The sequence below is a fragment of the Brevibacillus schisleri genome, from assembly GCF_055685845.1.
Genome location: NZ_JBVNDM010000001.1, coordinates 3323526 through 3345806, shown reverse-complemented (window position 1 = coordinate 3345806; position 22281 = coordinate 3323526). Strand labels below are relative to the sequence as shown.

General features: G+C 45.8%; 5 protein-coding genes. All 5 read left to right on the top strand.

What is annotated here, in order from left to right:
• Positions 1-11: 11 nt before the first annotated feature.
• Genes ACUUHJ_RS16000 through ACUUHJ_RS15980 form a run of 5 tightly spaced genes read left to right on the top strand, consistent with a single transcriptional unit; the run spans position 12 to position 22273 of the window.
• On the top strand, positions 12-1613 hold the full coding sequence (locus tag ACUUHJ_RS16000) for a hypothetical protein (RefSeq protein ID WP_472299331.1): 1602 nt from the start codon (positions 12-14) through the stop codon (positions 1611-1613).
• A 56-nt stretch (positions 1614-1669) separates the two neighbouring features.
• Positions 1670-8272, top strand: a complete 6603-nt coding sequence (locus ACUUHJ_RS15995; RefSeq protein WP_472299330.1) for an SDR family NAD(P)-dependent oxidoreductase — start codon at positions 1670-1672, stop codon at positions 8270-8272.
• Between the two features lie 28 nt (positions 8273-8300).
• Positions 8301-10943: a non-ribosomal peptide synthetase gene (locus ACUUHJ_RS15990; RefSeq protein WP_472299329.1), complete on the top strand. Its 2643-nt coding sequence runs from the start codon at positions 8301-8303 to the stop codon at positions 10941-10943.
• Positions 10944-10950: 7 nt separating this feature from the next.
• Positions 10951-21468, top strand: coding sequence for an amino acid adenylation domain-containing protein (locus tag ACUUHJ_RS15985; protein WP_472299328.1), 10518 nt, complete (start codon positions 10951-10953; stop codon positions 21466-21468).
• Positions 21461-22273, top strand: coding sequence for a transglutaminase-like domain-containing protein (locus ACUUHJ_RS15980; protein ID WP_472299327.1), 813 nt, complete (start codon positions 21461-21463; stop codon positions 22271-22273). The genes ACUUHJ_RS15985 and ACUUHJ_RS15980 overlap by 8 nt, the downstream gene beginning before the upstream one ends.
• Positions 22274-22281: the final 8 nt, after the last annotated feature.

Genomic DNA, 22281 nt, shown 5'->3' with positions numbered 1-22281 from the left:
GGTGATTAATTGTGAACGCAATCTTAGACCTAGACATTACCCCCCTTCATCATGAATCAAGAAATTGCAAAGAGGACACCATCGTTACAGTCGCTTCTTGGTGGAAGCGTGACTATGAACTTATGTTTTTAGAATCGTGGGGGTTTACATTCGACTTATCACAATGGAAAAATTCAGGGAAGCTATACCAGAGCATTACGTCAGGCATTGGAGACATGCTGACTTTGTTGAAGCAAGTTCATGGCATCGAAATTATTGTTATGGGGAATATGTCCTTGCAGGATACAATCGCTATTGTGGAAAGCGAGCTGAAAGAATCTAGGCCGGTTGCCTTTGATTTGGATTCCTATTATTGTCAGTGGAGTCATGGTTACCAGAAATACCATTCCATTCATACCGGTTTAATCGTAGGGGTGGATCAGGAGAATCATTGCTATACGCTAGTAGATTGCTTTTATGAAAAGAAAAATGTAACGATTCCGATCGAACATTGTTTTAAGCATGAATACAGAGGGATTGCGTTATTCCGAAAACTTCCAAATGCTATCGAAGGCGTTGAATGGAAACAACTCATCATGCAAGCATTGAGCCGGACACTCTTTCAGAATCAAGAAACGAATTCATTTGATATGATGAGAAGTTTTGCCGAAGTTTTGGAGCACTTGCCTACTGTCGAGGACGAGTTTAACGGATCAAAGGAGGTATGGATGTCTCCTTTGTTAACCGTATTGTACTCGATTAGTAACGGCAGAAAACATTTTTCAACCGCATTGCAATATGTGAAAACAAAGTACCAGGTAGATGACTTAGTTCCATTGATCAATGATCTAGCATATGCTGCGGCACAGTGGAGCACTATCTTATCGATGATTACCAAAGCATATTATCAATCGAGTGACAACCAATTGATACAGCGAGCTGCTAGTAAAATACGAATGGTAGCAGAACTGGAAGAAACGATTGCCGTAAAGCTACGATCCATTTGTGAAGAACGACCACAGAATAATCAGGTAGATGAAAAAGCAGAGCATGGGAAAACGGCTACTGAGCACAGAAAGATGAAATACATTGATATCTCGGATTATTGCAATAATAAAGGGGTCAGTCAGTTGGTTTCCCCTGCTTATAGAGCAGATTTGACTCTGATGGGCGAGTATTTTTTGATCGATCAACTGCCGGATCAGACGATATGGGACGTAGAAGGGATGAAATTTTCTCTTTCTGCGTTTGGCGAGAATATAAACGATAATATCTCTTGTGCTGGGCAAGACATGAAGGTTCCTGAAGGCTATTATTCGAGCATCATGCTCTTAGGATGTTCAGAGTGCGGAAGTTACGCGGAGAGAATTGAGATCTTGTATGAAGACAACGAAGTTAGCTATATTCCAATCCAATTTACCGATTGGTATTTGGAGCCGATATTTGGTGAAACAACAGCATGGGTAGGAAAAGGCGTGCAGCGTAAAGGGGGAGAGGTCAAAATTTTGGAGTTCCCCGTGAGGCTGTTGGTACAAAAATACGAACTGAATCAGCGAAAAAAAATATTGCGTATAAAGTTGCCCGATTGTCCAAATATACATATCTTTGCCATGACCTTGATGGCAGAGGAATAAGCATGCCCGGAAAAGCTGCTGCTTAGATATGAAACCAAGAGAAAAGGAGGGTAACCATGAATGAGGACACACGAACAGGGTTAGAGGTCGCCATCATTGGAATGTCGGGTGCTTTTCCGGGGGCCAAAGACCTTGAGCAGTTTTTTCAAAACGTCAAGAATGGCGTAGAGAGTATCTCTTTTTTTTCAAATAAAGAATTAGAAGAGGCCGGAGTTCTAGCAGAAGTGTACAAAAGGAAGGACTTCGTGAAAGCAAAAGGATATCTTGACGAGAGTGATTATTTCGATCATAACTTTTTCGGTTATACGCCAAATGAAGCGCAATATATGGACCCACAGACCCGATTGTTGCACGAGCATACATGGAAAGCACTCGAGGATGCGGGTTATCCTCCAGGAGTGACAAATGACTCCATTGGTGTATATGTGGGGGGGCGTCCCCACTTTCGCTGGGAGGCGTTATCGATATCCGCAGGCTCTCACAACGGAGCTGAGGAGTTTGAAATCGCCCACTTGAATGACAAAGATTTAATGAGCACAAGAGTATCCTATAAACTGCATTTGACCGGACCCAGCTATACCTTGTTTACTGCGTGTTCCACGTCATTGGTTGCTGTTCACGTAGCTTGTCAAGGGGTGGTCAGTGGTGAGTGCGACCTCGCAGTAGCAGGCGGAGTATCCATCACTACCCCCAGCAAATATGGATACATCTATCAGGATGGGATGATTTTGTCATCAGACGGTCATTGTCGGGCTTTTGATGCCAACTCCACGGGAACAGTTGTGGGCAATGGAATCGGATTGGTGATTTTAAAGCGCTTGGAAGATGCCTTGCGCGATAAGGACCATATTTATGCGGTCATTAAAGGGACTGCAATCAATAACGATGGCAACCGCAAAGTCGGATACACCGCTCCAAGCGTAGACGGACAAGTAGAAGTCATTCGGGCTGCTCATCGTGTGGCCGCCGTGGATCCGACCACGATCAGTTACATCGAGGCACACGGAACCGGGACAGCGTTAGGTGATCCGATTGAAGTCAAAGCGCTGACCAAAGCTTTTCAAACAGGCAGAAAAAATTACTGTGGGCTTGGCTCAGTCAAAACGAATATCGGTCACCTCGACAGCGCAGCCGGGATTGCGGGGTTGATCAAGACAGTATTGGCGATTGACAACAAGTGTTTGCTGCCTACTTTGCACTTTTCCAAGCCGAATCAAAATCTTGAGCTGGAAAATACCCCTTTTTATCTGGTAGACCAAGCAACAGAATGGGTTAATTCAACAGGACTTCTACGAGCGGGTGTCAGTTCTTTTGGAGTGGGTGGAACGAATGCGCATGTTGTGTTGGAAGAAGCACCATCCCCACGGAGCGTTCAGGCAGAAGCAGACCAGAGCAAGCTTTTGGTATTCTCCGCAAAGACAGAAGAAGAGCTGGATCACGCGATTGACGACTTTGTCAAATATGCAAAAGGAAATCCAGGTGCAGACCTTTCCGCCATCGCGTATACCTTGCAAATGGGACGGGCGCATTTTTCCTATCGCCGGCATGTGGCTTGCGCAACTATTCAAGATGCATGCGTAGCACTGCGCTCGAAAAGTATGCAAGCCATTGGCACGGAAACGAAGAAGGCAGTCCTGCAAACATATTTTGTATTTTCCGAAATAGATCCCAAAAGAGCAGCTACTCTTTATCAAGCGGGTTTACGTAACACGTATTGCCATGAAGATTTTGAAGCACTCTTGCTTCAAACATGCGAGATACTGGGAATCACAAAAACGACTTTGTTCGATGTGAAAAGTCAGGCTCAACACGAGCAGATTCTGCCCTTTCTCTTCCAACTGGCATTATCCAAATGGTTGAGCCGAATCGGAGTACAACCTACAGTTGTTATGGGAGTGGGAATCGGAGAGTATGTCGCAAGTTGTCTCGCCGATGTTTTCTCGCTAGAAGATGCATTGATGTTGGTAGAAAAAAGAGGGCAGCTCCTGGATGAACTGAGGGGGAACGAAGACGATCTGTTTTTGCTGGAGGCACTCCAGGCGGAGCTGTTTGAAGCATTTCACTTTACACACCTCTCTCAGCCTTCCATACCTGTGATGTCTTACGATACGGGGAAAACGATTTCCCACGAAGTGATCCTGCCAGACTACTGGGTGAACCGTTTAGGAGAGAGCGTTAACCGACAAGGCTCACTTGTAGCATGGCAGGAAACGGGCGCCAAAGCCCAAAAGCTTCTTTTTGGGACAGATGGCGCAGCAATCGAAAACGAAAGCCAGTCTACTTCTCTTTCTCTTTTGCAAGGAAATTCCGGGTTCGAGCATCAGCTTCTTGAATCGATTGGTCACTTATGGTCAAATGGCTGCGCAATAAAATGGGAAGAGATGAACAAGCATCAAAGAAAATCTCGCATTTCTCTGCCGACCTATCCTTTTACGCGGAAAAAATATGGGGTAGAAGCCCAGCAACTCAGAAAACTGACAAATCTGTTGAAGGACCAAGACGATAGCGAGATTGTCAAGAAGAAACCCGAAGATTGGCTGTACATTCCATCGTGGACACGTTCAGATGACAAGGAGACAGCAAAGGAGCTCCCTCCTTGTTTATTTGTTGTTTTCGCTACACAAGATCCCGAAGTAATCGATTGGATCGAACAAATTAAAAATTCAGGCCATACAGTCGTCTGTATCGAAATGGGAGAAGTATTTACACACCATGGGGGAGAGACCTATACAGTAAACCCTGATAGTCAAGACGATCTGGTCAAACTCTTAAAGAAGCTGCCTATTCCAGACGACAGGCCTCTGAAGATAGTTCATTTCTGGTGCTTCCAGCATGAGGCTGAGGCTCCCAATCGACAATGGGAAGCGCAAGAATGGAATCGGTTAGGCTACCACACGTTATTGAACCTAGCCCGAGCAATTGGACAGCTTCAGCTACAGCAAACAATTGCCATCGACATCGTGGCTAGCGAAGTTTTTGAAGTCATCGGAGATGAGACTGTCGTACCAGCTAAGGCTACACTGTTAGGTCCAGTTCGCGTCATCCCCAAAGAATATGATCATATCGTTTGCAGGTTGATCGATGCCGACCGCCGCAAAAATCAGCATGTAATCCGAATGTTACTGCAGCAGGTGGACAATCAAGAGGGCGTAAATGATCTGATTGCTATTCGACATGCGTACATCTGGGAGCCTGCGTACAAGCAAATTCATCTGTCGACATCTGTTACTACGACGACTTCTCAACGGCTCAAGCAGGGTGGAGTCTATGTTATTACCGGGGGCCTGGGAGCAATTGGACTACATGTAGCAAAATTTTTGGCCCAAAAATATCAAGCGACGCTGATTTTGATCAACCGTTCGCATTTTTTGCCTGAAACAGAGTGGGATAACTGGCATGAACTTCATGGAGAAGAGGACCCTGTAAGCAAAAAAATTTCAATCCTGCGGGAGCTGAAGGCTTCGGCCAAGAAAGTCCACCTGTATCAAGCAGACATAACGGATGAAAGTCAAATCTCGCAGATTCTTAACGACATTCTGGAGAAAAACAAGGCGATCAACGGTATTATCCATATAGCTGGTGTTCCCGATGGAGCTGTCATTCAGAGAAGAACCAGAGAGATGTGTGAATCCGTGTTTGCGACAAAGGTTTATGGAACCGCGGTCTTGCAAAAAGTGATTGAACAGTTGACACTGCCTATCGACTTCCTTTTGCTCTTTTCCTCATTGAGCTCGGTACTTGCTCCGACAGCACAGGTCGCGTACAGTGCAGCTAATGCCTTTCTGGATGCTTTTTCCAGGGCGAATACTAAAAAGGGTTTCTTCACACAAACAATTAATTGGGATACGTGGGAAGATACCGGAATGGCGAGCCTTTCATCATCATTTCGTCCAGACAGCTCTGTGCTTCCTGGAATTTCGTATAAGGAGATGGAGCACCCATTCTTCCAGTATTTCGTGAAAGAAAATACGGGGCGTACGACTTTCGTTTCTCATTTTCAGACGAACAAAGACTGGGTTTTGGATGAACATCGGGTAGGAGACAAAGCCGTGCTCCCAGGGACTTGTTATGTGGAAATGGCATGCGCCGCCTATGAAGCTTTGAACCCCAACTTAGAAACTGCCATGCACATCCAAGATGTGTATTTTTTGACGCCACTTGTATTGCAAGACGGCGCCGATATTTATGTCCGAACCGTATTGGTACGAGAAAATAACGGTTATCAGTTTACGATCGAAAGTGATTCGGGCACACAAAACGCTAGCTGGATCACACATGCACGCGGTCATATTGGCGTAGGGCGCATCCATCCACGTGATTATCAACTCACGGCCATCAGCGATGCCTGCGATCAAAACAATTATGGCAAAAACGATTACAATAACCTGCGGGAAAGTAAATTGACGTACGGGCCACGCTGGAACAGCTATTGCTGGGGGAAATTCACTTCACAGCAAGGACTGTCTCTTATCGAGCTGCCACAAGAGTTTGTGGGGGATGTAGTTTCGTATCATTTCCATCCGGCTATCATCGACGTTGCTTTGGTTCATATGGATCATGCCAAAACGAGCGACGGCGAATACGTACCGTTTTCGTTCAAAAGCATCATAATCTACGGAAAAGTTCCGGAAAAAGTGTACAGTCATATTCGTAGCCAGTCAGGGACTCAACCGACCAACAAAATCGTGGAGTTTGATCTGACGATTATGGATGAACAGGGGAGGGGCATCATTGAAATAGAGGGCTACCAGGTGGCAGCAGTCAGCTCGGATCATCAGACAGACAGCCTGGGCCTGCCGATGGTTAAGACAGTCCCTGACCGCTCGGAAGAAGAATCGCTATCTAATTCGGTCACGTCGTTGACTCCAGAAGAAGGACTCATGCTTTTTCATACTGCACTCGCTACTGAGTATCACCAACTCATCGTATCAACAGTAGATTTGCCGAAACGCCTCGAAGCATACAAACAGGAGAAAGTCACCCCATTTGATCAAAGCAGCAGCTTGTCTTCTGCGTTCGACAAGACTGTTGCCAACAAACTGAGCCTATCGCTAGAAGAAGTGGAAGGGATCATCACAAGTATTTGGCAGGCTGTGTTGGGCCATGAACATATTTCCGGTGACGCTGACTTTTTTGAGCTTGGGGGAGACTCGCTAAAAGTATTGACGGTTGCCGAGCGACTGTACCAAGCAAGCAACATAAAAATCCCGATCACGGTATTTTTTCATTCAACCACAGTGGAAAAGCTGGCGGGATACATTATGGATACGTATCATATCGCACAGGAATATACGGGGATCAAGAAAACTGCTCCGCAAGCATACTATCCTTTGTCTTCTGCGCAAAAACGGCTGTTTTTCCAGCAGCAGGTTCAACCAGATAACATCGCTTACAACATTCCAGAAATTACCTACATGGAAGGAGATTTTGATCTTGGCAAATTGCAATACGCCTTTGAGCAGGTCATTCAGAGGCACGCCATCTTACGGACAGGCTTTGACGTCATAGATGGCGAAATTGTACAGATCATTGTAGACAAGGTTGAATTACAAGTGGAGTACAAAGTTATGGCGGAAGGGGAAGTACAACAGGCGGTTGAACAATTTATGCAGCCTTTTGACTTGCGGCACCCTCCTTTAATGCGTGTAAAAGTGATCCGGTACGATACACAAAAATATGTATGGCTATTTGATATCCACCATATTGTCGCGGATAATATCTCCGTTTCGATTTTGCAGAACGAGTTGATCCAGTTCTATAATGGTCAGTCCGAGGAGCTGCATGCCGTCACGTTGAATTATGTCGATTTTGTTGCGTGGCAAAATGAAATGATTAGACGAGGGGAATATGACAAACAAACAGAGTACTGGCTCCAACAATTATCTGGTAAAGTGCAGGAGGCATTGCTTCCAACCGATTTTCCACGACCGTCTGTGCTAAGCTATCGCGGCGATATTTATTCGTTCTATATGGAAGTAGAGTTAACTGCGAAGCTGAAAGCGGGCATGAAGCTAAATACGACAACTTTGTTTATGAACATGCTGGCTATCTTCAATGTATTACTGCAGAAATATACAGGGCAAGAAGAGATGATTATTGGAGCAAGCCTCGCCGGAAGAAATCACGTTGATCTGGCACAAATGGTTGGTATGTTTGCCAATGTGCTGCCTTTCTATTCTCGGCTTGAGACAAGCGCAAGCTTTCAGGATTATGTAGCGGAAGTAAAAGAGAAAAGTTTACAACTGTTTGAGAATCAGGATGTGCAATTTGAAATTTTGGTGGAAAAATTGGGGCTGACTCATCAGTTAAGTACCCATCCATTGTTTACCGTCATGCTTGTGCTGCCAGATTTCAAGCCAGCCGAAATTACGATGAATCAAGTCCGACTCAAGCGTTATCCTTTCCGTAATCCTTCATCGAAATTCGATCTGACCCTCTGGGTGTACGATTATGATCACCGTATCGAGTTGCGAATGGAATATTCGACAGATTTATTTACCCGTAAAACGATCAAAACAATGACCGGCCATTTTCTGGACATTGCCAAGCAAGTGGTCGAGAATCCGGACATGTTGGTTAAAGACATCATACTGGATGCAGGTCTTGTGAAAGCAAGTGCAGAAGCAATGCTACATGATGGAAACGATTTCGTTTTCTAAGCAATCGAAAGCATAGGGGTGGTAGCGTATGGGAGGTAATTTCTATACGAACGTGTCATATTTAAATGACGTATATAAAAAAGAGTATGAGTATTGGCAGGAAAAGATGGCAGGCACGGTAGAGAAGAGCTGCTTTTTTGACGGCAAAAAAGACGCTCAAGGGCCAGAGCCTCGTATGGAATCGATAGACTATTCCCTCCCAGGTGATTATGCCAATCGACTGGTAAAAATAAGTAACCAATCCGATGCTAGATTGCATGTATTGCTTCTGGCGTATACTGCCATATTGCTGATGAAGCATACGGGACAAGCAGATATTGTGTTGGGCACAAGCATCTACCGACAACAAGCGGAAGAGGAGTTTATCAATACCATACTTCCGATTCGGATAACGGTCACCGATGAAATGAGTCTGATTGACGTGATCAGCGAAGTCAAACAAATCGTTTCAGAAGCGATCGAACATCAAAACTATCCAATCGAGTTAATCTTGAAAAACGGCAATCAAGATTTGGACTTTCTAGACGTCTCCGTTATTTTAGAAAACATTCAAGATCCGCAATATCTCGCCAGGGCGTCTTCCAATCTTGTCCTGGTGTTTGACAGGAAGCTGGAAGAACTCAGTGCTCGCATTCATTACAATGCCTCGCTCTACCATAAAGAGATGGTCGAGGTTCTGATGGAGCACTTATTAGTTTTGTTGGAAAATTCGATTAATAATCCGAAAGCACCTCTGAAAGAGCTCACCATCCTCACAAAGAGAGATTGGGAGATACTCACGCAGATCAATGAGACGGCTGCCCATTTTCCGGAAAAGGCGACCATCCCGTCTCTTTTTGAGGAATGTGTCAGAACCTATCCGAACCATACAGCAGTTGTTTTTGAAAAAGAGCAGTTGTCTTATGAACAATTGAATCAAAAAGCGAATCAATTGGCCCATTATTTACGGGAGCGAGGAGTAACCACGGAATCAATCGTTGCTCTTCTCATGCCGCCTTCTATAGAAATGCTCATAGGCATCTTAGCCATAGGAAAAGCGGGGGGCGCGTACTTGCCGATCGACCCGGGCCTTCCAGCACACAGAATCGAATATATGTTAAAAGACAGCCAGACTGCACATATCCTCACACAAACATCACAGGAGCTCGTCAGCCATTTTAGCGGTGAAGTGATGTTTGTCGACGATAACAAGCTGCTTCTTTATCCCGATACCAATCTTGAGCCCGTTCATGATCCGAATCATCTGGCCTACATTATTTATACTTCCGGAACAACAGGTAACCCCAAAGGAGTCATGATCGAGCACAGAAATGTGGTTCGTTTGTTTTTCCATGAAAATAACAGGTTTGATTTTACCTGTCACGATACTTGGGTGCTGTTTCACTCGTTCGGTTTCGATTTTTCTGTTTGGGAGATTTTCGGGGCATTGCTTCATGGAGGCAAGTTGGTGGTGCTCCCCCATTTGCAAAAAAGAGATTACCGGCAATTGGTACAGCGATTAAGAGAAGAAAAGGTAACGATTTGGAACCAGACTCCCTCTTCCTTTTACCAGTTTATCGAGGAAGAGCTGAAAACGCCTGACACAGGACTCTGCTTGCGGTATGTCATTTTTGGCGGGGAGGCTCTGCTGCCTGCGAAGCTTGCTGCCTGGCATGACAAATATCCCGAGACCAAACTGATCAATATGTACGGCATCACGGAAACGACCGTCCATACGACCTATAAAGAAGTGACCTCACAACAGATTCAAGAGAATAAGAAGCTGATCGGCGTCCCTTTTTCTACTGTCCAATTGTATGTATGTAACCGACAAGGCGAAACAGTGCCAATCGGAGTCGTCGGGGAAATGTGGATTGGCGGCGAAGGACTCGCTCGTGGCTATTTAAACAACCCTGAATTGACGAAGGAACGGTTTCAGCTTCGCCAGATTGGAGACCGGATGGAACGCCTCTATTGCTCCGGCGATTTGGGTAGGTATTTGCCCAATGGGGAAGTAGAATACATTGGGCGCCGTGACAAACAGGTGAAAATCCGCGGATTTCGGATCGAACTGGATGAAGTGCGTTCTCATCTTTTAACCATGGAGGCTATTCAAGAGGCAGTGGTGATGGCGCGGGAAATCGAAGAAGATACCAAAATTCTTTGTGCCTATGTGGTAATGAAAGAGAAGAAGGAAGAGCACTTCGATCCGGTGGAAATTAGACAATATCTACAAACGCGGGTCGCCGATTATATGATTCCGTCCTTTATCCTTCAGCTCGGCAGCATACCGTTAACGATTAATGGAAAAGTGGATGATACCCAACTCCGCCAAATGGAATTCAAGCAGAGCGGAAAGCATGAATTCGTTCAACCGAACACGGATATGGAAAAAAAGATAGCCGAGGTGTGGAGCAAGGTTCTCAGAACCGATCCAATCGGTATTCATTCTACGATCTTTGATTTAGGTGGAACTTCTTTTGATGTGATTAAAATCAGCAAGGAATTGACTGATCAGTTAGGGCAAGAGATATCAGTCGTCACGCTGTTCACTTACCCCACTGTCAGCATGCTAGCAAAGGTATTGGAAGCTGAGGTCACAGTCCAGAAGTTGCAGGTCGACGCCCGACTCGATTCTATCGAAGAAGGGAAAAGAACGAGATTGCAAAAATTACGTCTGTTAAAAAAGTAGGGATGATATGGGACACCAATACAATGGTTTGGAAATTGCAGTAATCGGCCTGTCGGGGAGATTTCCAGGAGCGAACACGATTGCGGCGTACTGGGAAAACTTGAAAAATGGGGTTCATTCCATCCAAACATTTTCGGAAGCCGAGCTAATCGAGGCTGGTGTAGATCCGAAAGCAATCAATAGTGAAGAATACGTCAAGGCAAAGGGGTATCTGGAGAGCGGGAATCGCTTTGATGCCCATTTTTTTGATTATACGCCACTGGAAGCGGAGCTCATGGACCCGCAAATGAAAGTCTTTCATGAGTGCATCTGGGAAGCACTGGAGGATGCCGGCTATGCTGCCCAGGTTGACCAAAAGCTAATTGGTCTATTCGCAGGAGCTTCCCCGAATCATATGTGGGAAGGGCTTATGAGCCTGTCAGGAAAAAGTGAAGCTATCGGTCACTGGGCAGCCACCCAGCTCGTGGATAAAGACTATTTGAGCTTGCGGATCGCTCATAAATTAAATCTCAAAGGACCTGCCTTGACGATTTATACCGCTTGCTCGACTTCGCTAGTTGCTGTTCATATGGCGGCTCAATCGCTCCTGAACGGCGAATGCGATATGGCTTTGGCTGGCGGGGTTACTGTCACTCTGCCTGGAAAAAGCGGGTATGTTTATCAGGAAGGGATGATCTTATCTCCAGACGGAAAATGCAAGGCGTTTGATGCAAACGGAAAGGGCATCGTTGGCGGAGATGGAGCAGGAGTTGTCGTATTAAAGAGATTGCAAGATGCCATAGACGATCGTGATCAGATATATGCAGTGATCAAAGGCTCCGCTATCAACAATGACGGTATGCAAAAAAACGGGTTTACAGCGCCGAGCACCCTCGGACAAGCGGAAGTAATCCGAACCGCTCTCAAAGTTGCGGAAGTGACGTCAGAGAGCGTTGATTACATTGAATGCCATGGTACAGGGACACCGCTTGGCGATCCCATTGAGCTGGAAGCCCTAGAGCTCGCCTATCAACCTTCTCAGAAGCATTCGTGCGCACTTGGCTCGGTAAAGGCAAACATTGGACATTTGGATAGCGCAGCCGGAATCGCTTCCTTCATCAAAACAGTGCTGTCTATCAAGCATCGAATGCTTCCGCCTTCCCTGCATTTTCAAACTCCGAATCCTCATTTAAACGTGATTGAAAAGGGGTTTTACATCAACGATAAGCTGACAGAATGGAAGAAAACGCACGAGCCTATCCGGGCGGGGATCAGCGCTTTTGGAATCGGGGGGACAAATGCTCATGTGATTATCGAGGAAGCCCCAGCCTCGCCAGAATCAACTACTGGACGGAAATGGCAACTGATTCTGCTCTCTGCAAAAACAGAGCACTCCCTGGAGCGATATAAGCAAAATGTTGAGGACTATATGCATGCAAATCCGGATGTGCGTCTTGAAGATATTGCCTATTCGCTACAGGTGGGCCGTAAGCATTTTCCGTTTCGAGATGTAGCACTTTGCAACCCGACAGTAGCGGAACCGGTCCGCTTTTCAGCGGGCAAGTGTAAGGCGGGTCTAGCAAAGCAGAATCTTCCTGTCATTTTCGTGTACCCTGATTTTTCCGATGACAACTGGGGAGATAGTAAATTTGCAGAAATCGTCCAATTATGTCAAGAAGAGCCTACGGTCAAACGAATCATAGAGCAAGCGCTGCTCCTCCTGAATCGGCAAACATCAGGACGAGCGGATACGCTAACAACGGAGCACCTGCGCGAGGAAAAGTATGGCGACGTTGTGCGCTTTATTCTCTACTATGCCATTACGATGTTGTTCAGAGAATGGGGCATCAAGCCGGAGGGCACGCTTGGATACGGAAAGGGCAAACTGGTGGTCGATTGCTTGACCGGCGGTCTTTCCTTCGAAGAGGCTATCTTCGCACTGGTAGATAAACCGGCGCTTGACACCTTTGTCCACTCGGAGAACAATCGAGACATTTCCAATCCAGAAGCCATTTATATGTACTTTGGTTCAACCAAAGATGAGCAGACGAGCAGTAAGCAAATGGAAACCGATACGATACATATTTGGCTGGAGAAGATGAATTCGTATACCATCCTGAATGCCTTAGGGACCATGTGGCTGTATGGCAACGAAATAGATTGGAATGAATTTTATAAACACGAGCAGCGAAATCGCGTCTCCTTGCCCACCTATTCATTTGAACCCCAGGAATTCCCGGTAGAGAAGGACCTGTTCCAATTTGAGCAGTTCACCAGTCGTCATCTGCACAGCGAGAGCAATACGGTCAAAAGGAGGGAAGACATCCGCAAGTGGTTTTATGTACCTGCTTGGGAGAGCTCCCATCTGCCAAGCTATGCGGAGGGAAGCTATTCTCATGGCGCGGCCTGGCTTATTTTCAATGACAAGACAGGTTTGGGAGAAGCGTTGTCCAACGAGTTAAGGGAACATGACGTTAGGTATATCCTTGTCGATCAAGCGGAGCACTTCCAAAAAGTAGCGACGGACCATTACATGGTAAATCCGCAAAATCCGAAAGAATTAGACCGCTTGTTGGAAAATCTAGAGGTAGTACCGGAGTACATCTGCTATCTTTGGGCGGTGACTCCTCCTATCGAGCCAGAGTTGGCAGTCGTTGACTCCAGTCAGCAGTTGTTTCTCTACAACCTCTTACAGATTGCCCAATACATAGGAAGCAAGGCCGGCAACAAAGATACTCGGTTACAAATCGTGACAAACGGGTTGTATTCCGTTACCCAAGAAGAACAGATATGCCCGATGAAGGCGGTATTGCTAGGGGCAAGTAAGATCATTCCTTACGAGTACCCTGGTAGCAAGGTTTGCACTGTCGATATCGAGCTTTCAGAAGGAAACAACCTGCAAAATAGTTACATGGCTTCAAAATTGATTCGGGAATTTCATTTTGATTTTCCGCACAAGCAAGTGGCTTATCGTGGCAAAAGCAGGTGGATTGAATCGGTTCGAGAGCCTGTCCTAGTGAAACAACCCGGAAAGCTGGTACTCCTGAAGGAGAACCTTGTCTGCTTGATCACAGGCGGATTAGGAGGAATGGGCTTTGCCATGGCAGAGTATTTGGCCAGACAGTATAAAGCCCGGCTGGTTTTAGTGGGACGTTCCCCTTTTCCTCCTAGACAGGAATGGGAGCAATGGCTGAAGGAAAAACCTGATCATAGGCTATCAAACACCATTCGTACGATCCTGTCATTGGAACAGGCAGGGGCAATGATCAACGTATACAGCGTGGACATCTCTGATTACTCCTCCATGCAAAAAGTCATTCATGAAGCGGAAGCGCAGTTTGGGCCAATTACTGGTATCTTGCACACAGCGGGAGTCCCGGATTATGCAGGCGTCATTCAAAGAAGAACAAAAGAAATGACGGACCCAATCCTACGACCCAAGGTACAGGGAACCATCGTGCTGGATACGCTTTTTATGGGGCGAACGCTCGATTTCTTTCTATTGTTTTCGTCGATCGGCAACTACATTTACGGACGCAAATTCGGCCAAGTGGGATATAACGCAGCAAATGAATTTTTGGATGCGTTCGTCGCTTATCGCTTGCAGAATCGACCTGGCTTTACGGCGTCCATCAACTGGAACGATTGGGCGAAAGTAGGGATGTCTGTCACTGCCATGAAAAAAAATCGCGGCATGAACAGGCAAGTCAACGAGCGGCAGTTTGAGGAAGAAGCGATTACACCGCAAAACGGTGTAGAAGTGCTGCAATATATTCTGGAAAACCAATTCACTCGGGCCATAGTCTCTGTCCTTGATCTTCCTGCCTTGATGGAGGAAAGCAATCAGCTTCGCGAAGAATCCATCCTGGAAAAAGAAGCAGCAGTAGCTGCCCAAACAGAACTGATTTCCACCAAAATCAGCAGGAAAATGCTGTCCGAAGCAGAGCTGGAGCAGACCATAGAGGACATATGGCGTAGTGTATTGGGAACTACATCGATTGGCAGTGATGAGGACTTTTTTAGCCTGGGAGGGGATTCGCTTAAAGCCATTACGATTATTGCCCTTCTCTATAAAAAACTGGATGTAAGACTCCCTCTACCGACTTTTTTCAACAAGCCTACAATTCGAGACATCGCTCGTTTTATTCGCGAGGCAGACCGAACGGATTTTTCACAGATTAAAAAGGCAGTGAAAAAACCGGGATATCCGTTGACTTCCGGGCAAAAAAGACTTTATTTTCTCAGTCAAATGGAAGTTGAGAATAAGCAGTACAACAATATTATTGCGTTGCGTGTGAAGGGGACGCTGTCCTACGAAAAATTGGAAAAAAGCTTGAATGAGCTCATCCGCAGGCATGAAAGCTTGCGCACTTCGTTCCAACGAATTGATGGGGAACTGTTACAGGTTATCCATGAACCTTTCTTATTTACCCCTGATTACAGGGAAATCAATGAACCAATAAACGACGCACACATCGAAGCGTGGATACAATCCTTTGATTTAGAGGTTGCTCCTGCATGGAAGGTGGGGATTTTTAAAGAGAGTGAGCAAAGTCATCTTCTTGTCTTTAATATCCACCATATCATCACAGATGGCACATCCAATGCGATCCTGATCGAAGAGTTTACTACTCTTTACCAAAATGATGTACAGTCGGCAGGATTGGCTGCCTTATCAATTCAGTACAAGGATTATGCTGAATGGCAAAAGGAAAAGACAACACTTGACAGCCATCAAGCTGACCAGAAGTATTGGACAGACATGTTTACTGGAGAAATTCCGTTGCTAGATTTACCGACAGATTTTTCTCGTCCAGCATTCAAAACCTACCGCGGAAGCATGGAGATGTTTTCTATACCGAAAAATCAGGCAGAAGAAATAAAGAAAATGGCTGCCGCTCATGAAGTGACGCTTTATATGGTGTTGCTTGCTGCTTGGAAAGTTCTTTTGGCAAAGCTGAGCGATCAGGAAGATATAATCGTAGGAATTCCTACTTCGGGCAGGAATCACAGCGATATCCAAAATGTGGTGGGCATGTTTGTTCAGACGCTGCCAGTCAGAAGTTTTGTAAGCAAAGAAATGACCTTTGCAGAACTGCTAAGTGAGCTCAAAGTGAATATGTCCCATGCGCTGGAGCATCAAGATTATCCATTTGAAGAGCTCGTCAGCCAGGTGGAGCTTTCTCGAGATTTTGGCCGAAATCCTCTGTTTGATGTGATGTTTACATTTCAAAACGCCCGTCATCAGGGGAGCAGCGCCCACGTCCCGTTTGAGGGAGTGCAAATAGAGCCGTATTCATTTAAAGCAAACTCATCTCGGTTTGATTTGACATTGGACGGCGAGGAACGGGAGGGCAAGCTGTTTTTTACTGTAGAGTATTCTACTGATTTGTTTACAAAAGAAACTGTCGCCCGTTTTATTCGCTATTTCCAAAAGATCATGCACGAGGTGCTCGCCCAGCCAAAGCGAAAAATTAGCCATATTCAATTGGTGGATGCCCAAGAGCTGGAGCTATTGTTGGCTGGGTTTAATCAGACATCGGGTGAATATCCAGAGCATCTTCTGGTGCACCAGCTTTTTGAGACGATGGTTGAAAAGCAACCGGACAAGCCAGCAGTAACTTTCCAAAATCAAACGATGACGTACCGTGAGCTAAACGGAAGAGCCAATCAAGTGGCCCATACACTAAAATCGCATGGTATCGGTCCCAATAAGTTGGTTGCCCTCATTACCACCCGTTCGTTCGATATGATGGTTGGACTCTTGGCTATTAGCAAAGCGGGTGGGGCGTATTTGCCTGTCGATCCGAGCCTGCCATCCAACAGAATTGCTTACATGCTCGAAGACGGCCAAGTGCAAGTTATTTTGACCAATACAACTGTGGAGACAACAGACGATCGCAAGGTCATTGACATGCGCGATCCACAAATTCATATGAACCCCCTTGATTCGCTGCAGATTGAGAATAACAGCAGAGATGTAGCGTATTGCATGTATACCTCGGGAACAACCGGCTTTCCCAAAGGGATTTTAATCGAGCATCGGGCGTTAATGAATTTCCTGCACGGAATCACGGATGTACTGACCTTGCGGGAAACTGAGAGATTTTTATCGTTAACAACAGTTTCTTTCGATATTTTCTGGTTAGAGAGTATCCTGCCGCTTTTAACCGGTCATCATGTAGTCATTGCCGATGAAGAGAGTCAGCGAGATATTCGTTCGTTAGCCAGCCTAGTCAGAAGCGAGGAAATTACGGTGATGCAAACCACACCGTCACGGTTAAAACTGTTGTTGGCTGAGCCGGATTTAGCGGAGCAGCTGAGTCGCTTGCGTTACTTGCTGATCGGGGGAGAAGCTTTGCCGCTTTCGGTGGCAAAGCAAGCGCTGAGATTGTTGGAAAATGGACGCGTCTACAACCTTTATGGCCCTACAGAAACGACGATTTGGTCCACGATTGAGGAAGTGACGGAAGATCATCCGGTCACGATCGGCAGACCGCTCAAGAATACCCAAGTCTATATCCTCAACCAGGAGATGGTCCCGCAGCCAATCGGGGTTCCTGGCATGCTGTATATCGGTGGACACGGTTTAGCGCGGGGTTATCAGAACAAACCGGAGCTGTCCCATGAGAAATTTACGGAAAACCCGTTTCGGCCAGGCGAAAAAATTTATGGTACTGGTGACATGGCAAGATGGACGGCGAACGGCTTGATCGAATATTTGGGAAGAAAAGATTTTCAGGTGAAAATACGGGGCTATCGAATTGAAATGAGTGAAATTGAAAAGCTGCTTGATGCCCACCCTGCTATTGAAAAAGCAGTCGTCCATGTACAACAAGATGCTCATCACGAGCAAATGCTTATCGCCTATTTCACATCTGCCCATGCTGAATCTAGCTATGAACTCCGCGAGTATTTGCGTAAACTTGTCCCAGAATATATGATTCCTCAATCCTTCATGAGGATAGAGAAGATTCCCCTTACGATCAATGGCAAGATTGACTGGAAGTCGCTGCCGTCGGTAACTGGGGTAGTGGAGGAGCAAAAGGACCTTGTCGGACCGAGTGACGAGGTGGAAGCGAAGCTATATGAAATTTGGCAGAAAGTGTTGCGAATCGAAAACTTTGGAGTTCGGGAAAGATTTTTTGAATTAGGCGGAAATTCCATCCAAATCATGCAGCTTGTGTATGAAATTAACAATTGTTTCTCTGGTTCCTTACAGTTTAAACACTTTATCGAACTACAAACCGTCGAGGCGATTGCCCGTTTTATCCGAGAATCGATTCAGGAAGAGCGGGAGTCAGAATTGCCGGTACTGACACCTGACTTTAGTCAAATGCATGAACCATTTCCTTTAACGAATGTCCAAATGGCCTATTATTTGGGCAGAAGCAGCAGGTTTGAGTTAGGCGGGATTTCTACACATGCGTATCAAGAGGTCGTAACGACGCTCGATATTTATCGACTTAATCATTGCTTGAATATTTTGATTCGCAGGCATCCCGCGCTTCGGACGATCTTTTTGGAAGACGCCCGTCAGCAGATTATGGCAGAAGTACCCGAATACCGCATAGACATACGCGATCTGCAGGCTTGCGGAAATGTTGAAAAAACCGAGACGATCAAGAAAGAAAGAGAGCGGATGTCCCACGCTATTTTCCGTCCGGATCAATGGCCTCTATTTGAAATCAAAGCGTTTCGCTTGTCTGAGCAAGAGAGTCTTTTATGCCTCAGTTTTGATTTGCTCATCATGGATGCCTATAGTCTGGAGATCTTAGGAAAAGAAATACAAGAGCTTTATCAGGACGATGCAGCGAAGCTCGATGATTTGTCTATTTCCTTTCGGGATTATATGATCGGTTATCAACAATTAAAAAACAGCAAGTGGTACTCGCAAGACAAGGAGTACTGGATGGCCAAGCTGCCCGATTTCCCACTAGCTCCAGAAATTCCGTTACGGGTCCAACCCATGCACGTTAAAAATCCGTATTTTCAAAGAAAATCAAAACGATATGCGGAGAAGAGCTGGCAGCAGTTAAAGAAAGTTGCCCAGAAGCACAATTTGACCCCTTCGACTGTTTTGTGCACGGCGTATACAGAGGTCCTGGCGAATTGGAGCAATCAAGTGGCATTCAGCCTCAATTTGACGTTGTTTAATCGACTCCCGATGCACCCGGATGTGTACAAACTCATCGGAGATTTTACTTCCTTGATTGTAGTTGACGTGCATTTGAATCCGAACGATTCGTTCTGGGAGAAAGCAGGCAAAGTTCAGCAAACGCTGATGGAGGCGCTCGCTCATCGCCATTTTGATGGAATTGATCTGATGCGGGAAATCAGTAAGCAAAGAGAAATGAGCAACAAAGCCCTCATGCCGGTCGTTTTTACTAGTGCTTTGTTTGAAAATGGAGACAGCGGCCAACAAGCTGATGGTCTTGTGGAGAATTCATCCGAAAGGGAGAACCAAACAAACGGAATTACACAAACTTCTCAAGTCTATCTGGATAATCAGGTGGCGCTCATCAATGGAAACATGGTAATCAACTGGGACTATATCGTTGAATTGTTTGATCCTGTGGTGATCGATACCATGTTTGAACAGTATTTGGCCAGAATCGATGCCATTTTGAACGATGAAGCCGAAAAACAGCTGGCCTGGGTATCCGAGACCGACAAAGAAGCAATTTTCACATACAACGATACTGCCACTCCTATACCGAGAAAAACGTTGCACGGGCTGTTTGAAGAAACGGTTGCACAAACCCCCTATGCCGTGGCGATAGAAGATGCACAGCAGTGCATCACTTACCTAGACCTTGACGAGCAAGCAAACAAAGTGGCTAATTACTTGCAGCAAATCGGTGTAGGCGCGGGAGACCTAATTGGCGTTATTGCCAAACGGGAAATAGTCACCGTTGCACATCTGTTAGGCGTCCTAAAAAGCGGTGCCGCCTATGTGCCTATTGACCCTGACTACCCGTTAGAGCGCGTAGATTACATTCAGAGACACAGTCAATGCAAACTCGTGTTGGAACCTGATTTTTACGTGAAGAACGAGATCGATCGCTATCCAAAGAACCATCAATCATTCGCCGAACAGAGGGAGCACCTGGCATACGTTATTTACACATCGGGAAGCACAGGGAATCCCAAAGGGGTCATGATCAGACACGAAGCTGCAGCCAATACCGTTCTGGATATCAATCAAAAGTTTGAGGTTGCGACCCACGATCGTATTCTAGGTGTGTCTTCCCTCTGCTTTGATTTGTCCGTCTATGATATTTTTGGAGCATTCGCAGCAGGAGCTACGCTCGTGCTGGTGAAAGATCAGAAGAACATGACACAGCTTGCCGACACCCTAACAGACAAAAAAATAACGATATGGAATTCTGTCCCTGCCATTATGGATCGGGTGGTAGCGGAGAAAAAGGACCGTGGCAGCGAAGATAGTGATGGACAGCTTCGTCTTGTGATGCTGAGCGGCGACTGGATTCCTCTTACATTGCCGACAACGATCAATAAAACGTTCCCTTCCGCGAAAGTAGTCAGTCTAGGTGGAGCTACAGAGGCTTCCATTTGGTCGATTTATTATCCGATCGACGAGGTAGATCCCCAATGGAAGAGCATCTATTATGGAAAACCGTTAGCTAACCAGCAGTTCTATGTACTCAATTCGCAGAGGCAACTTTGCCCGATTGCAGTGCCGGGTGAACTTTACATTGGGGGGAAAGGGGTTGCGGACGGTTATCTTCATGATGCGGAAAAGACCAATCAATCCTTTATTCATCATCCAGAATTCGGATATGTCTATAAAACGGGGGATTATGGAGTATTGCACCGCAATGGGCTGATCGAATTTTTGGGAAGAAAGGATCAGCAGGTAAAAATTGGCGGTTATAGAATAGAATTAGGAGAAATCGAATCACGGTTGCTAAGTATAGAAGCGGTGAGAAATGCGGTTGTTTTGGTGGCGGGGGAGGCAGACAAACGGTTGTATGCGTATCTCGTGCCAGAAACAGCGCCGCAGGACCAAGAAACATTTATGAATGAGATCAGGACAAGCTTGGCTAAAGCCTTGCCGGATTACATGATACCGTATCACTTTATTATCGTGGAACAATTGCCGCTGACCGCCAATGGGAAAGTAGATATGCAAACTCTCCTGAAGCTGAAGCCAACCAGCACAAGCAACGGCACAGCATACGTAGCTCCTCGGAACGTAGCGGAAGAGAAGATTGTCAACGTGATTCAAGAGGTTTTGGAAACCGATCATGTAGGCGTGCTCGACAACTTTTTTGAGATGGGTATGAATTCCATCCAAATCGGAATGATTAACACCAAGCTGAAACAGGTATTTGAAAGGGAAATCCCAATTCTCACCATGTTTGAGTACGCGAATATTAACGCGCTTGCCTCTTATTTGACAGGAGACAGTCACGACCAACAGGATGAAGAGCAGGACGAAACCATGGTTGCCCGGAACCAAGGAAGAGAACGGATCAAACAAAGAAACGCCAAAAGAAGGAGGACGCCTGAAAGTGAATAAAGCCGAACTGCTGCAATATTATACGAAATTTACTCCTTACACGGATCCCGGCGAATACGGCTATCTCTTTCATGAGTTGCCCCGAGGCTTGCCAGAACTTTGTCACCTCATCAAATGCCAATTGATTCACCCCTCAATGATAAAAAAAGTAAGACATTCGCTTACGCATTATACAAAAAACGAAGACGAGAAATTTTATCAGGTAACAGAAATGCTTGAGGCTCTGGTAGAACGCAACGCAGATGGCATTACGTTTGACCGATTGCCTAGTGAGAGATTACTTATTTCTTGCCGATTCCATTCTTTGCTCCTGATTTCTATGCTTCGCTCCCAAGGGATCCCGGTGCGCTGCCGCGTCGGATTTGCAAGCTACCTTTCCGAGAATCACCGAAAATATATCGATCACTGGATTTGCGAAGTGTGGGATGATACCGAGAAACGATGGATCAGAGTAGACCCCGATTTGGAACTCATCAATATTCAGGGCGATGAGTTCCTGATGGCGGGTGATGCCTGGTTGATGGCTCGTGACAAAGAAATCAATCCACAGCTATTTGGGGTCAAGAAATCTTGGGGGATGCACTATATTAGAAATAATCTCTGCTATGACCTGAATGCCATTCTCGGCAACGAATTAAGATACTGGGATTATCCTCCGCTATGCCAAAAAGAGATGGACGAGATGGACTGGGAAGAGTTGCAATTACTCGATGAGATCGCTCTTTATTTGCAAGACCCCGATGAAAATCACGATCAACTGCAAGCATTGTTTTTGGAGCATGATTTCCTTCATTTCAAGGGATAAGGCAATTG

Coding starts and splice junctions, on each gene's coding strand:
- ACUUHJ_RS15985 (WP_472299328.1), top strand. CDS start 10,951: ATGGGACACCAATACAATGGTTTGGAAATTGCAGTAATCGGCCTGTCG.
- ACUUHJ_RS15990 (WP_472299329.1), top strand. CDS start 8,301: ATGGGAGGTAATTTCTATACGAACGTGTCATATTTAAATGACGTATAT.
- ACUUHJ_RS15995 (WP_472299330.1), top strand. CDS start 1,670: ATGAATGAGGACACACGAACAGGGTTAGAGGTCGCCATCATTGGAATG.